Genomic DNA, 14424 nt, shown 5'->3' on the forward strand with positions numbered 1-14424 from the left:
CGGCGAACGACAGGAGCCCCGCACCGACGGAAGATCGGTGCGGGGCTCCTGTCAGCGGGAAGGCCTACAGATGCGCCTCCGGCGCGTTCTGCACGTAGTCGTCGACGGTGTCGTTCTTGAACGCGTCCTGGAGCTTCGTAAGCTCCTCCTCGTCAACGTTGACGATCGACTGCCCGTCCGGCGAGGTGCCGACGCCGGCGACGGGAGCCGTGAAGAACTCGATGTCCCCGGGGCGGACGTCGCGCATATCGAAGGCGGTGGCCGAGATGTACTTCGCATCCAGCCCCGAGTCGACGTACATGTACGGCGCGAAGTTCTTCACCATGTCCTGGATCTTGCCCGGGTTCGACAGGGTGTCGGCGGAGATGATCTCGTTCGTCAGGCCGCGGATGAAGGCCTGCTGATTGCGCGCGCGCTGGAAGTCGCCGTCCTTGAACTGTTTGCGCTCACGCACGAAGGTCAGGGCCTCATCGCCGCCCAGGACGTTCTCGCCCTTGGTGAAGGTGTAGCCGTTCTTCTCGAACGACTGCTCGGAGTTCACGGTCACCCCGCCGAGGCTGTCGGTGAGAGCCTTGAAACCTTCGAAGTCGATGATCGCCACGTGGTCGAGGTCGGTGCCGATGAAGTCCGAGATCGTCGACACGGCCAGCGGCAGACCGCCGTAGGACAGGGCCGAGTTGATCTTCGACTTGCCGTGGCCTTCGACGTCGACCCAGGTGTCGCGCGGGATCGACATGATCTGGACGTTGCCGCCGTCCTCGGGCAGGTGCATGACCATGATCGTGTCCGACCGCAGGCCGCGGGAGTCGTTGACGTCGACCTCGTCCATCGGCTCGTCGGAGCCCAGCAGCAGGATGTTCGTTCCGCCGTCGCCCTTGTCCCCGGACTTCTGCTTGCCGAACACCTGTTCGTCGGACAGCTGGTTCGCGTTCTTGTCGAAGGAGCGTCCCACGCTCCAGACGTAGAGTCCGATGCCGAGCACGCCGAGGATGACGATGATGAGCAGGATGACGAGGACTTTGCGCCAGACGCGCTTCTTCTTCCGCGGTCGCTGCTCCTCGGGCTGGTGGTCGAAGAGATCGTCGAAAGTGGTGTTGTCCGTCATCGGCACTCCGGGGTCATGTCGGTGCGGCACTCACGCCGACGGGGGAGAAAATTGCAATCTCGGCAATTATATAGCTTTTGTTACAAACCCCAGGACACCTCGGTCTCGCTCCCCGCCGAGGTGAGGCGACTCACCGGCACCAGGACCCGTTCCGGATGGTGGCGCCGCTGCGGGCTGGGTAGACTTTTCTGGTGTTCAACAACTATCGGGAAATTCTGTCGCTTCCCGGTGCTCTCAAGTTCTCCTTGGCCGGTCTCGTCGCCCGGATGCCCATCGCAGTGCTGGGGCTGGGTATCGTCCTCTTCATCCAGGGCGTGACCGGGTCATACGGCATGGCCGGCATCGTCTCCGCCGTGTACATGATCGTCCAGGCACTTGCCGGCCCCGGGATCGCTCGCCTCGTCGACCGCCACGGCCAGTCGCGGGTCATGGCGCCCATCGTCGTCATCCACCTGACAGCGCTGACGCTGCTCATCGTGTCCGTGTACGAGGAATGGTGGACGGGCTTGGTCTTCGTCTTCGCCGGCATCGGCGGTGCCACAGTCGGGTCCGTCGGTTCGCTCGTGCGCTCGCGCTGGTCGCATATCGTCGACTCGCCGAAGAAGCTGCAGACCGCGTTCTCCTGGGAGTCCGTGGCCGATGAGCTGATGTTCGTCTCCGGACCCGTGCTCGCGACGGCGATGGCAACCGCAGTCTGGCCGCCGGCCGGAATCATCCTCTCGATGGTCACCGTCGGAGTCGGCTCGCTGCTGCTCTACATCCAGAAGTCGACAGAACCCCCACCGGTCGAGCGCACCACAGAAGCCAAGGGGCACGTGTTCTCGAACCCGGGCATCTTCGCGATCATCATCGTCAACATCTTCCTGGGCGTGAACTTCGGTGCCATCGATGTCATCGCCGTGGCCTTCGCCGACGAGCTCGGGGTGAAATCCTCGGCCGGAGTGCTGCTGTCATGTCTGGCGCTGGGATCGCTGATCTCCGGCGCGCTGTACGGAGCCAGGAACTGGAATTCGGCAGTGCATCACCGCTTCGGCATCGCCGTATCGTGCCTGGCGGTGGGGGCGTGCATGATGCTGCTGGCACAGAACATGGTCAGCTACGGAATCATCCTCATCGTCGTCGGCTCGGCGATCGCCCCGAGCCTCATCGGAGCGAATTCGGTCATCGAGCAGCTCGCTCCGCCTCGGCGACTCACGGAGGCGTTTGCGTGGCTCGGCACCTCGCTGGGCTTCGGCGTCGCCTTCGGGTCGGCGATCGCCGGCAACATCATCGATGCGCACAATGCGAAGACCGCGATGCTGCTGCCCGCCGGCTGCGCGGTGCTCGGGGCGATCATCGCGCTGTCGCTGCTCAAACTGCTCAACCCCTCGCGGTCGAGCCACGAGGTCCGGTTGGCCAAGGACGCCCGCCGGGTGCGCGTCGACAAGTAACGGCGCCCCATACGTCCCGCTGATGCCACAACGCCCCGTTGCGACGGGGCGTTGTGTGTCTGCGGTGTCGGACGCCTGTGCATCAAAGGCACCTGCCCCCGCGGGTACTGTCAGTGAGTTCCTAGCCCGCCTTCTCAAAGACCTCCTCGGGCGTAGAGTCGGTCATCCGAACAGCAGCTCTCGAGTTCGGCTCGGATCCCTCGAGCGCTGGGGTGCGGCGAACAGGCGCCTCCACCATCTCGATCTGCTGTCTCTCGATCTGCTGTTCGGAAACGCTGGCGAAGTCCACTGACGAAGCACCCCCGCACAAGGAGGAAGCGCTATGAGCAATGAGAGTTTTCGCAACGACCCCCTGCCCGACCCACCGGAGGCGACACCGACCGAACCCCTGCCGGCCACGGGAATAGCCGGGACTGAAGACGCCGATGTCGCCCCGGAGCAGGGCAGACATTCGGTCCAGGACGGTTCTCGCGCGGAAGCGGCCAAGGACGAGGCACGCCAGGTCGGCCGGGAAGGACAGGTTGCCGGAAAGCACGTCGCCGACACTGCGAAGGACGAAGCTCAGAACGTCGCCGCGGAGGCAAAGGGCCAAGCCCAGAACCTCGCTCGCACTCTGCAGAGCGAACTCAACGACCAGGCTGCGCATCAGCAGCAGAGAGCGGCCGAGGGCTTGCGCTCCTTCAGCGACGAGCTGCATTCGATGGCGGACAACTCGGAGCAGCCCGGCATGGCCACCCAATGGGTCAAGGAGGCCGCAGGCCGGCTCGGAAGCGCTGCCGGATGGCTCGATGAGCGTGATCCCGCCTCGGTGCTGAACGAGACCAAACGATTCGCTCGCAATCGTCCTGTCGCTTTCCTCGCGATTGCGGCGGGAGCCGGGCTGCTTGCCGGGCGTCTCGCACGCGGTCTCAAGGACGCCGGCGACGGTGGAGGTTCCGGGCCCGAATCGCAGACAGCGCCTCCGGGGACCCGCCCGGAGGGAGAAGCCGCAAGAGGCGCACTCAGAGGCGGAATCGGCAATGTGGAGCCGCCGGAGGAGACTCTCGCGCAGCCGGTGGACGGATATCCCTCGGAGGCGCCCGGCTATCCCGCGACCGCCCCCGGAGGTCGGCCGAGTTCGCTGGAGCCGACCTTCCCCGACGACGGCGCCCGAGGGCTGAGCTGAGGAGGGACGGCACATGACGGAACCACACAACCCGAACGTCGGGAGCGCAGCACCCGACGGTCCTCCCGGAGGCACTGGGGAGCCTCGAGCCTCCGAGGACGCCGCCGATCTGCGCGCCCGCCGCGAGTCATTGGGCGACATGCTCAAGGAAGTCAGTGAGGACCTGTCGACGCTCATCCGTCAGGAGGTCGAGCTGGCCAAAGCAGAGATGCGCGAGTCGGCGACCAAGGCAGGAAAGGGAGCCGGCATGTTCACCGGTGCCGCTCTCAGCGGCTACATGGTGCTGCTGTTCCTCTCGCTGGCGGTCTGGGTCGGCATCTCCTACCTCACCGGCCTGGTCTGGTCGGCGATCATCGTCGCCGTCATCTGGGCGATCGTTGCCGCGATCCTCGCGCTGACAGGCAAGAAGGAACTGAAAACCATCGAGGGTGTACCTCGAACAGCTGAGACCGTCAAAGAGATCCCGAAAGCATTCGAGTGAGAAGAGGCGATGAATCATGAGTCAACCACCAGAGCAGATACGTCGAGACATCGAAGCGACCCGAGCCGAGCTGGGCGCTGACGTCGACGCCGTCGAGCACAAGGTCAGCCCGTCCTCGATCGCCCAGCGCGGCATGGACGACGCCCGCGGCAAGGCCCAACAGCTGAAGAACCGGATCATGGGCGAGGCCGACCACACCGGCGACAGCGGGGCGACGACACAGGACGTCATGCAGGACAAGGCACAGGACGCAGCCGACGCCGTCCGGGACACACCGCGCATGGTCAAAGAGCAGACACAGGGCAGCCCTGTCGCCGCAGGTCTCATCGCCTTCGGTGCCGGCCTGCTCGCCGCAGCCCTCCTGCCTGCCAGCCAGAAGGAGAAGGACGCGGCCCAGCGGATCAAGGACGAGAGCGAACCTCTGGTCTCCGACATCAAGGATGCAGCCAAGGAAGTTGCCGAGGACATGAAGCAGCCATCCAAGGAAGCTGCCGCCGAGGTCAAGGACACGGCCCAGGGCGCGGCCGAGAACGTCAAGGACGAGGGCCAGGACGCCGCCCAGGATGTGAAGGACCAGGCAGAAGAGGCCCGCAGCACCATCAGCGATTCCGGAGGTTCTGCGCCTGCCAGCGGAACGGGCGCAGGTACCTCGGGTGCCGGCGGATCGGGTGCCAGTGCCTCGGGTGCCGGCGGAACGAGCGCCGGAGTTTCAGGTCCCGACGGGACGCCGGGCCGCCTCGGCGAACCTCCGCGGATCGCCCCGCAGACCGACCAGCCGGGCGCGCGGCACTAGCGCCGACCTCGGCCAGGATTTCACTCGAGCGTCCAGCGGCTCCGGGATTCTCCCGGAGCCGCTGTCGTGCGCCCAACTGCCTGCCACCCGATCGAAGCCGCGCACCCACCCCGGAAATGTCAACGATCATTGACATTGAGGCGTTAAGAATGCTTTACTTTTTGTGTAAAAGAAACTTGACATCAAGGAACCGTATGGAAGTGCAGACCTCGGATCTCAAGCAGGTTCGCAAAGCGTCGGGGCTCACTCAGGCGCAGCTGGCACAGGTGACCGGAGTATCGCGACAGACGATCATCGCCACTGAGAAGGGCGACTACGCCCCCAGCGTCTATCTGGCTCTGCGTATCGCACGCGCCTTGAACACCACAGTGGAAGAGATCTTCTCGCTTCAGGAGGAATACCAATGAGCAACGTGAGCGGAAAGAAGCCCCGCACCAATTCACTGGCCGACAGGATCGTCGGTTTCGACGACCCGTCCATGGGGGACGAACGCGAACGTGACGTCATCCTGCGCGCCTACACGTTCGGCTCCGTCATCTCAACCTATGCGTTCTTCGCCCTCGGCCTCGTCTTCGCAGCCATCGGCGCCGGGATGTGGTCCGTGCTGATCATCCTGGCCTCGGGTCTGACCGGTGTGGCGGTCTCGGCCTATTGCAAACGTGAGAACGTGGACTTCTCGATGGCGATTGCCCGCGTCTCCCCGAGAAGACTGCTCATCTCCAATGTCGTCGGGGCCGGGTTCGCCATTGCGTGGGTCGCGGCCCTCGTCTTCCATATGACCGTCGGCCGTCCTCTCATCGACGTCAGCCTCGGAAGCGACTTGAGCGGAGTGACCAGCTCGTCGTCGATCGCCATCGGAGCAGCGGTCGGATTCGTCGGTGCCATCGTGGCGATGTCGATCTCGCGGTCGCGCAAGATCAAGCAGGCCCGCGCCGAGGCGGCCGCAGCCGCTGACATCGAGGACGAAGACTGAACAGGCGACGCCCGGCAGTGCCGGCGCCGGGCCAGCCGCCTCAGCGCCGCCGAGCATCCCTCACCGTCAGCGTCATGACATCCCGTTGCACCAGGGGGTTATGGCACTAACGAAGCAGGATGCGCGAGGGAGAGGGTGTTGTGTCAGTGAGGGTAGGCGCTGACGCCAACGGTGCGCTCAGCCGGCGACCAGGCACGGGGCCGGCTCAGGAGCAGCCACCGCTCACCGAACACTGCTCTCACGCTCACCGAACACTGCTCTCACGCCCAGTTCTTGCGTGGGGAGGTCTCGCCGACGCCGGGGTTGAAGACGTTGCAGGGGTCGAGCTCCTTGAAGTGGGCCTCCATCTCCGGCGGCACGTGGTAGAGGCGACCATAGTTGTGCTCGGCGGGCACGGCAGCGCCGCGGGCCTCGAGCAGCTCCATCATCTGCTGCTTCAGCGCCACCGGGTCGACCCCCTTCTTCGCCACATGGTCCTGGTGGAGGACGTGACAGAAGAAGTGGCCGTAGTAGGAGCTGATGTGCAGCTGCTCGGCGATCTCGTCGGGCAGGACCTCGAGCCAGTCGTCCTCATCGCGGCGCAGCGCGACATCGAAGGTGATCATCGCCGAGGAGTCCTCGCGGTTGAGGTTGAAGTACCGGGTCGCGGCACTCGCGGCGCCGAACCGGTGGAGCATCGCGGACTGAGCCTCATCGGCGTCGCAGACGAAGTAGTCTCCGTCGTGCTCAGGACCGCGACCCGCCTCGGCGAAGAATTCGTCGAGGAAGGCACCCATCCGCTCCTTCTCCTCGCCGCTGACGACGAGCAGCAGATGATGCTCGAAGCGATCGCGGAACTCGAGCATGCGCTTCGGCAGCTGCTGCGGCAGGAGGCCGAAGGCCCGCTGGGCGATGGTGTCGGCGACGGTCTCGCCGAAGAACGGCATCTTCGCGAACACCCCGTTGGCCCAGTTCTTCAGCGCGAAGAGCTTGATCTGCTCACGGCTGCCGGCGTGCTTGATGGACACGAACGTGTCCTTGCCGTACTTCTCCGCGAGATCGAATGAGGGCCGCCCCATGTACTCCCCGGAGATCGGCAGAGGCATGTCCGAGGTCAGGATCGCCCGACGCAGTCCCTCGAGTTCGGCGGGGCTGTTCGTGCCGACGTAGAACGTCGTCGCGCCCGTCTCCTTCGGGAACGTGCGGGTGCGCACCGCGAAGACCATGAGCTTGCCGGCCGAACCGGAGGCCTCATAGAGGAACTTCGGGTTCGCGTTGTACCGCGCGGGCGAGTCGACGATCTCGCGCACATGCTCGCCGTATTCGGTCTCCATCGTGTCCTCCGGCGGCGGGGAGACATCCGCCGGGGACCAGTCGCCGCGCTGCAGCTTGTCGAGGATGTGGGCCGGGTCCTCCCCCAGCTCCACGCCGAGGTGGTTGACCAGTTCGAGTCGCCCCGCCTCGGTGACGCGGGCGAAGATCGCGTGCTTCGTGAACGCCGGTCCCTTCCGGACCTGGCTGCCGCCGGAGTTGTTGGCGATGCCGCCGACGACCGAGGCACCGATCGAGGACGAGCCGATGACCGAGTGCGGTTCGCGTCCGAGCGGGGCGAGCGCCTCGTCGAGCTCGTAGAGGGTGGATCCGGCCAGGCACACGGCCTCGCGGGCGTCGTTGATGAGATGGATGCCGTTGATGCGCAGGGTCGAGATGATGACGATCTCGCGGTCGTAGTCCTGCGCGCCGGGGCCCGAACCACCGGTCAGGCCGGTGTTGGCCGACTGCGGGATGACGATGAGGTCGTGATCGACGCAGACCTGCAGGGCCCGCCACATGTCGACGAGGCTGCCCGGTTTGAGAACGGCCAGCACACTGCCGCCGCCGAACCGGTTGCCCTTGGCATACGGTTCGGTCGCCCGCTTCGAGGTGAGCACGTGCCGCCTGCCCATGATGTCGATGAAGGCGCTGACCGCCGGTGATGTTTCCTGTCGTGATCTTCCGAGCATGGTGTCGCTCCCTCTCTGGTCGTTGCGAGCTGTTTTCATCGTGGAACGTCGTCGATGCGCGCCGAGGCGGCCCGGCAGTCCAATCATCAGGTCTCGGTTCCGTCGTCGTCCTGCCCATCCTGCGTCCGCTTCTCCGCACGCATCCTGTGCCATTCGGCGAGTTTCTCGGCGATGACACCTTCGTAGCCGTGGCTGGTGGGCCGGTACAGCCTCTCCGGCTCCATCTCCTCGGGGAAGTAATTCGCACCCGAGAATCCTCCCGGCGTGTGCGGATCGTACTCGTAGCCTTCTCCGTAGCCGAGGTCCTTCATCAGCTTCGTCGGGGCGTTGAGGATATTCGCCGGCGGCATGAGAGAGCCGGTCTTCTTCGCCAGCCGCTTGGCCGCATTGAATGCCGAGTAGACCGCGATGGACTTCGGCGCGGTGGCAAGGTAGACGACGGCTTGGGCGATCGCGAGCTCGCCCTCCGGGGAACCGAGCCGCTCGTAGACGTCCCATGCCGCCAGGGCCTGGTGGACGGCCTGCGGGTCGGCGATGGCAATGTCCTCGTTGGCGAACCGCACCAGACGTCGGGCGATGTAGAGCGGGTCTTCGCCGCCGTCGAGCATTCTCGTCAACCAGTACAGTGACGCGTCCGGGTCGGATCCGCGCATGGACTTGTGCAGCGCAGAGATGAGGTTGTAGTGGCCTTCCTGCCCCTTGTCGTAGATCGGTGCGCGCTGCTGAACCAGCTCAGTCAGGCCGGACGTGTCGAGCGTCTCGCTGACGGTTTGGAGCTGCTCGATGAGGTTGAGCAGGTACCTGCCGTCGCCGTCGGCCATCGCCACCATCGCGTGCCGGGCCTGCTCGTCGAGCGGAAGTGATTTCCCCGTGGCGGCTTCTGCACGTTCGATGAGTGTGGTCAGCGTCTGCTCGTCGAGGCGTTTGAGGACGAACACCTGGCAGCGAGAGAGCAGTGCGGAGTTGAGTTCGAAGCTGGGGTTCTCCGTGGTCGCGCCGACGAGGATCACCGTGCCGTCCTCCACATAGGGAAGGAAGGAATCCTGTTGAGCTCGGTTGAAGCGGTGGATCTCATCGACGAACAGCATCGTGCCCTGGCCGATCTCGCGGCGTTTGGCAGCCGCCTGGAAGACCTTGCGGAGCTCGGCGACTCCGGAGAAGGTCGCTGACAGCGGTTCGAAGGCCAATCCGGTGCGGTCTGCGAGCAGACGCGCGATGGTGGTCTTCCCGCACCCCGGAGGCCCCCACAGCACCATGGAGACCAGTCGGCGCTCGTCGACCATGCGGCCGATCGGCCCGTCGTGCCCGAGAAGGTGGTCTTGCCCCAGCACGTCTTCGAGAGTCTTCGGACGCAGACGGTCGGCGAGGGGCCGCCCGATGTCGTCGGGTTCGAACAATGACGGTGGTTCCTGGCTCACTGTGTCACCTCCATCGTCGTGGATCCGCCTGCGGGTGAGGACTCCGTTTTCATCCTAGTTCCCGGCGGCAAGGGCCGACAGGCCCCTCCGCAGCGCTCACCACGTGCTGCCATTCACCGTCGATTCCGCGATCCCAGTCCCACAGCGCCGAGGCAGAGCAGGCAGATCCCCGCCACTGCGCCCAAGGAGACGGCATAGGGCATGACCGGCAGGAGCGCTGCGAGCACGGTCGGCAGCAGGAAGCCGGAGTAGGCCAGTGAATAGTAGACGCCGGTGATGCCCGCGAGCTCGTCGGGTTCGGCGATGGCCTGGACGATGATGAGGCCGGCGACGACGCAGATGCCGTAGGCGAGTCCGAGCACGACGGCGACGACGAAAGCGAGGATCGGGTCCACGGTCAGCGCCGCGACGATGCCCGACGCCATGCCGAATGTCATCAGTCCGAGTCCGATGACGAGTGCGCGCCCGCCGGTCCAGCGGTTGATCGCCGGTACCAGATTCTGCACCGAGGCGCCGACTCCCAAGGTGACGACGGTGAGCACGGTCGCATACAGCGTCGTCCACTCCCCCAGCTCGTCCTGGACGAGTGCGGGCATGACCGCATAGGCGATGCCGGCGGCACCGAAGACCCACGGGGCGGCAGGGACGATGAGCCTGATGAACGTGCGATGGGCGACCAGGGGGATGTGCAGGCCCCGCCACCAGTGCTGGCTCGAGCGCTTGCCCTTCGGGAGGGATTCGGGCGCGGTCAGGAGGATGAGCAGAGCCAGGACGTTGAGGAGACCATGGACCGCGTAGGGCAGCGCCTCGGGGACCGGTCCCCATTGGGCCAGGCATCCGGTGACCGCAGCACCGGCTGCGAACCCCATTGTCAGCGTCAGAGCCGGGCGGCGAGCGCCGGCGGTGATGTCGGCCCTGGAATCGAACGGCGGGGCCGAGAGCTCTTTGATCCAACTCGTGCCCACCGACATCGCGACGCCGACGCCGATGCCTGCGAGCACTCGCCCGCCGCACAGCAGCCAGAAGAGGTCGTAGCCGAGCCCGAGGCAGATGCTGCCGATGATCGCAGCCATCGCTCCGCCGACGAGGATGGGCTTGCGTCCGCGTCGATCCGACAGCGCCGAGGCGACCAGCAGGCCCGGGATCAGTCCCCCGACGTACATGCCCAGCAGCAGGTTCGCCTGCCAGACGGCGTACCCGCCGTCCGCCTCATACATGTGCACGAGAGGGGTGAAGTGGTTCCCGCCCCAGGCGAGCAGGAAGACCGCCGGTGCCACGCGCAGCCAGGACCCGCCTCGGCGAGGGTGGGCGTCGGACTCAGCGGGGAGGGTGTCGGCGTTCGATGCTTCCGCCATCGTTGTGTGTGCGGGAGCATCGGTGGTTGGTTCTGAGGTCATGTCTGACGACTCCGGGTCGGCTGTGCGTGGCTGTCCGGGGCATCGGCCGGGGTGCCATGGTTCCTCGGCACCCCGGGCGGAGTCCCGATTTCAGGCGAAGTGCGTCGCGTCGATATGTCGGCGGATGAGCGCACCGAAGGCGTCGGCATCGCTGCGTTCGGCGAGGTCGGTGAGCTCTGCGTGTTCGTCGAAGAGGGTGTCGAGGGAGCCTGGGCGGTCGATGACGGCCTGATAGGTCAGTCGAGCCAGGCGGGGGCCCATCGTGGTGAGCATCTCATCGACCACGGCGTTGCCGCCGCTGCGGATGATGCGGGCGTGGAAGCTGTAGTCGGCGCTGGCGAATCCGAGGGTGTCGCCTGCGTTCAGGGCCTGCCGCTGTCGATCGAGGAGAGTGCGCAGGTCGGCGGCCACCGGCTCGAGTCCGCTCGCGGACTTGAGAGCGTGGGCGGCGTCGACTTCGAACAAGACGCGGACGGCGAGCAGGTCGCGGCGCTCCGAACCCGTCACCGTGGTGACGATCGCGCCTTTCTTCGGTACGAGTCGGACGAGGCGCCATCTCTCGAGCTGGAGCATCGCTTCCCGCGCAGGGGTGCGGCTGGCACCCTGCGCTGCGGCGAGTTCAGCCTCGGTGAGCAGGATTCCGGGTGCGAATCGCTGTTCGATGATCTCGCGGGCGGCCCAGGCGGCCATCTTCGCGGCGATCGGTGAGCTGTCGTCGATGCGCTCCCACGGGAGCGTCAGCATGTCGTTCACGTCGCCAGACTAACAGATGCATGCATTGATAGATGCAACGGCATCCCGTGCTCACACGGCGACCCTGCAGCCTCACATGAAGCTGCAGGGCCGTCAGACAGCTCGAGAAGGGGCGTCACTCCACGAGCTTGCCGACCTGGCTGATCTCGTCGGTGCGCATGAGTGCGGCGACCTCGGGGTCGACCTCGGGGATCCCTTCGCGCACGACTCCGGCCTGCGGCGACCACACGAGGTTGACCTGCAGCGACGGATCCTGCTCCGGGTAGTCGCTGCGGTTGTGGCAGCCGCGCGTCTCCCGGCGCTCGAGGGCGCATTCGAGCGTCGCGCGGGCCGCGAGCACCGAGGACTTGAGGTCGAAGGCATGTGAGAGGTCGGCGAACCCGGCGATATCCGGGTGGATGCCGACATTCGCTATCCGCTCCTCGATCGCTGCGAGCTTCTCCAGGCCTGCCTGCAGGCCGGCCTCGTCGCGGACGACCCCGGCGTGCTCGGTCATGAGGTTGCGGACCTCGCGCTGGAGGGCGCGCACGTTCTCCGTGCCCTCGGAGGCGAGCAGATCAGCGATCTCGTCCCGCGCCTCGGCGACGGCGTCCCGCGAACGCACCTGCGCTTCGAGGCCATCGGAGTACGCGACGGCGGACCGGCCGACGATCCTTCCGAAGACGAGGAGTTCGATGAGCGAATTCCCGCCCAGCCGGTTGGCCCCGTGCAGTCCGGAGGAGGCCTCGCCGATGGCCCACAGGCCCTCGACGTCGGTGCTGTGATCGACAGGGTCGACCCACACCCCGCCCATCGAGTAGTGCGCGGTCGGGGCGATCTCGATCGGCGAGCGCGTGATGTCGAGCATCTGCGTCTCCATGAGCGTCTGGAACACCCGGGGCAGCCGGTTCATGATCGTCTCGCGCGGCAGGTGGGACACGTCGAGCCAGACGCCGCCGCCTTCCGTCCCGCGGCCCTCGGCGATCTCCGTGTAGGCGGCCAGGGCCACGCGGTCGCGGGTGGACAGCTCCATGCGTTCGGGGTCGTAGCGTTCCATGAACCGCTCCCCCAGCCCGTTGGTGAGGATCCCGCCCTCGCCGCGGGCCGCCTCGGAGACCAGGGTTCCGGCGGCGTTCTCGGGTTCGATGATGCCCGATGGGTGGAACTGGACGAGCTCGGCGTCGCGCAGGCGCGCCCCGGCCTCGACGGCCAGGCGGAAGGAGTCGCCCGTGTTCTCGTCCCGGCGCGAGGAGGTGCGCCGCCAGATGCGGTTGTGTCCGCCGGCGGCGAGGATGACGGCGTCGGCATGGATGCGATAGCCCGTGCCGTCGATGACGTCGAACCCGTAGGCGCCGAAGATGCGGCCGTCGGCTACGAGCAGCTTGGTGATGTAGACGCGGTCGAGGATCGGTATTTCTAAGGCTCCGGCACGATGGATGAGGGTGCGCTGGATCTCGAGCCCCGTGTAGTCGCCGGCGAAAGCAGTGCGACGCCAGGTGTGGGCGCCGAAGAAGCGCTGTGAGATCCGACCGTCGTCCTCCTTTGCGAAGTCCATTCCATATCGCTCCAGGTCGGCGATGCCCTCGGCTGCGCCCTGAGTGACGATCTCGACGGTGCGGGGGTTGGCGAGGTCATAGGATTCCTTGATCGTGTCGGCCGCGTGCTGGGCCCAGGTGTCCTCGGGATCCATCGTGGCCAGCGCGGCATTGATGCCGCCGGCGGCGAGCGAGGTGTGGGCGTCTTCCTTCGGACGCTTGCCCACGGCCAGGACGTCGACTCCGGCCTCGGCGACCTCGATCGCGGCCCGCAGGCCCGATCCGCCGGTGCCGATGACGAGCACCGAGGTGGAGACCGCGTGCTCTCTGCGAACGGAGCCGTGGCCCTGGCGGGATTGGTGGGATTGTCCCTGTGTGGTGTTCATGGATTCCACGTTAGGTTCGCCTAATGTATACGTCCAATGCATTGTCTGAGTGGACTCGATAGCGATATGCTATCGGCATGAATTTGGAACAGCTGACCAGCTTCGTCGAGGTCGCCGCCACCGGTCATTTCACGAAGGCGGCGGCCAGTCTGCATCTGGCCCAGCCGTCGCTGAGCCGCCAGATCTCGACCCTGGAGAAGGAGCTCGGCGCGGAGCTCTTCCATCGTGCACACGGGCACATCTCGCTGACCGCGGCCGGGGAGACCCTGCTGCCGACAGCTCGTCGGATGCTCGCCAACGCCGAGGCGGTCCGCCGCGACATGGATGAACTCGCCGGCCTCCGACGGGGTCGGATCCGGCTCGGCGCGACGCCGACGCTGTGCGTGAGCCTCGTCGCCGAGGCGATCAGCGGCTTCCATCACGAGCATCCCGGCATCGAACTCGAGCTCGTGGAGAAGGGATCACGCGAGCTCATCGAGTCCCTCGGCACCGGCGGGCTCGACCTGGCGCTCATCACCCGCACCCTCGACCTCGGCGCGCAGATGCCGCGGCTGGACCTGCAGGAGGTCCTCGGCGAGGACCTCGTCGTCATCGACGCCGCCGACAGTCACCGGCTGAGCGGCAGGGATCGGATCACCCTCGCCGAGGTGGCCGACCTTCCCCAGGTGCTGTTCCATCACGGTTACGACCTGCGGGAGGCCACCTCGGCGGCCTTCGAATCAGCGGGACTGAGCCCGAATGTCGTCGTCGAGGGTGCGGAGATGGATGCGGTGCTGCGGTTCGTCGAACGCGGGATCGGGGTCGCGATCGTCCCGGCCATGGTGCTCGTCGACCGCCCGCGACTGACCTCGGCGCAGCTGGTCGACCCGAGTCTGTCGCGAACGGTCAGCCTCGCCGAGCGCGCGGACGTGCGTGCCACCAGGGCCGCCTCGGCGATGGAGGAGACGATCCTCGCGACCGCGCGGGCGATGGCCTCCGAGGACACGGGCCTGGCCGCGCATGTGCGGCTGGCGGGGTGAGGCGCTGA

The 14424-nt window shown here is 66.3% G+C and carries 13 protein-coding genes; 7 read left to right on the top strand and 6 right to left on the bottom strand.

Annotated elements, in window-relative coordinates; translation table 11 throughout:
* Positions 1-64 precede the first annotated feature (64 nt).
* A complete protein-coding gene (locus IHE57_RS12120; RefSeq protein ID WP_209373288.1) occupies positions 65-1105 on the bottom strand; it encodes an LCP family protein in 1041 nt (346 codons plus the stop codon).
* A 191-nt stretch (positions 1106-1296) separates the two neighbouring features.
* Between IHE57_RS12120 and IHE57_RS12125 the strand changes: the two genes are divergently transcribed.
* The 6 genes from IHE57_RS12125 (at position 1297) to IHE57_RS12150 (ending at position 5947) form a co-directional block, all read left to right on the top strand.
* Positions 1297-2535: an MFS transporter gene (locus tag IHE57_RS12125; RefSeq protein ID WP_209373290.1), complete on the top strand. Its 1239-nt coding sequence runs from the start codon at positions 1297-1299 to the stop codon at positions 2533-2535.
* 322 nt (positions 2536-2857) lie between these two features.
* Positions 2858-3700, top strand: a complete 843-nt coding sequence (locus IHE57_RS12130; protein WP_209373292.1) for a hypothetical protein — start codon at positions 2858-2860, stop codon at positions 3698-3700.
* Between the two features lie 13 nt (positions 3701-3713).
* On the top strand, positions 3714-4181 hold the full coding sequence (locus IHE57_RS12135; RefSeq protein WP_209373294.1) for a phage holin family protein: 468 nt from the start codon (positions 3714-3716) through the stop codon (positions 4179-4181).
* Positions 4182-4197: 16 nt separating this feature from the next.
* Positions 4198-4974: a DUF3618 domain-containing protein gene (locus IHE57_RS16590; protein ID WP_301541238.1), complete on the top strand. Its 777-nt coding sequence runs from the start codon at positions 4198-4200 to the stop codon at positions 4972-4974.
* Positions 4975-5168: 194 nt separating this feature from the next.
* On the top strand, positions 5169-5381 hold the full coding sequence (locus IHE57_RS12145; RefSeq protein WP_209324968.1) for a helix-turn-helix transcriptional regulator: 213 nt from the start codon (positions 5169-5171) through the stop codon (positions 5379-5381).
* Complete coding sequence (locus IHE57_RS12150; protein ID WP_209373296.1) at positions 5378-5947, top strand: hypothetical protein; 570 nt, start codon at positions 5378-5380, stop codon at positions 5945-5947. Before IHE57_RS12145 ends, IHE57_RS12150 begins: the two co-directional genes overlap by 4 nt.
* A gap of 260 nt (positions 5948-6207) precedes the next feature.
* Here the strand turns inward: IHE57_RS12150 and dld are convergent, their stop codons facing one another.
* The 5 genes from dld to IHE57_RS12175 all read right to left on the bottom strand — a co-directional run bounded on the left by dld (position 6208) and on the right by IHE57_RS12175 (position 13397).
* On the bottom strand, positions 6208-7929 hold the full coding sequence (dld, locus tag IHE57_RS12155) for a D-lactate dehydrogenase (protein WP_209373298.1): 1722 nt from the start codon (positions 7927-7929) through the stop codon (positions 6208-6210).
* 86 nt (positions 7930-8015) lie between these two features.
* Complete coding sequence (locus IHE57_RS12160; protein ID WP_366933941.1) at positions 8016-9347, bottom strand: replication-associated recombination protein A; 1332 nt, start codon at positions 9345-9347, stop codon at positions 8016-8018.
* Positions 9348-9460: 113 nt separating this feature from the next.
* The gene (locus IHE57_RS12165) at positions 9461-10744 is read right to left on the bottom strand and encodes an MFS transporter (RefSeq protein WP_253720219.1); all 1284 of its coding nucleotides are present in this window, start codon (positions 10742-10744) and stop codon (positions 9461-9463) included.
* A 90-nt stretch (positions 10745-10834) separates the two neighbouring features.
* Positions 10835-11488 carry a GntR family transcriptional regulator gene (locus IHE57_RS12170; RefSeq protein ID WP_253720244.1) on the bottom strand — a complete coding sequence of 218 codons (654 nt, stop codon included), beginning with the start codon at positions 11486-11488 and terminating at the stop codon, positions 10835-10837.
* Between the two features lie 124 nt (positions 11489-11612).
* Positions 11613-13397, bottom strand: a complete 1785-nt coding sequence (locus tag IHE57_RS12175; protein WP_209373302.1) for an FAD-binding protein — start codon at positions 13395-13397, stop codon at positions 11613-11615.
* A 77-nt stretch (positions 13398-13474) separates the two neighbouring features.
* Between IHE57_RS12175 and IHE57_RS12180 the strand changes: the two genes are divergently transcribed.
* Positions 13475-14416, top strand: a complete 942-nt coding sequence (locus IHE57_RS12180) for a LysR family transcriptional regulator (RefSeq protein WP_209373304.1) — start codon at positions 13475-13477, stop codon at positions 14414-14416.
* Positions 14417-14424: the final 8 nt, after the last annotated feature.

The sequence above is a fragment of the Brevibacterium renqingii genome (assembly GCF_017808105.1).
Lineage (GTDB): Bacteria > Actinomycetota > Actinomycetes > Actinomycetales > Brevibacteriaceae > Brevibacterium > Brevibacterium renqingii.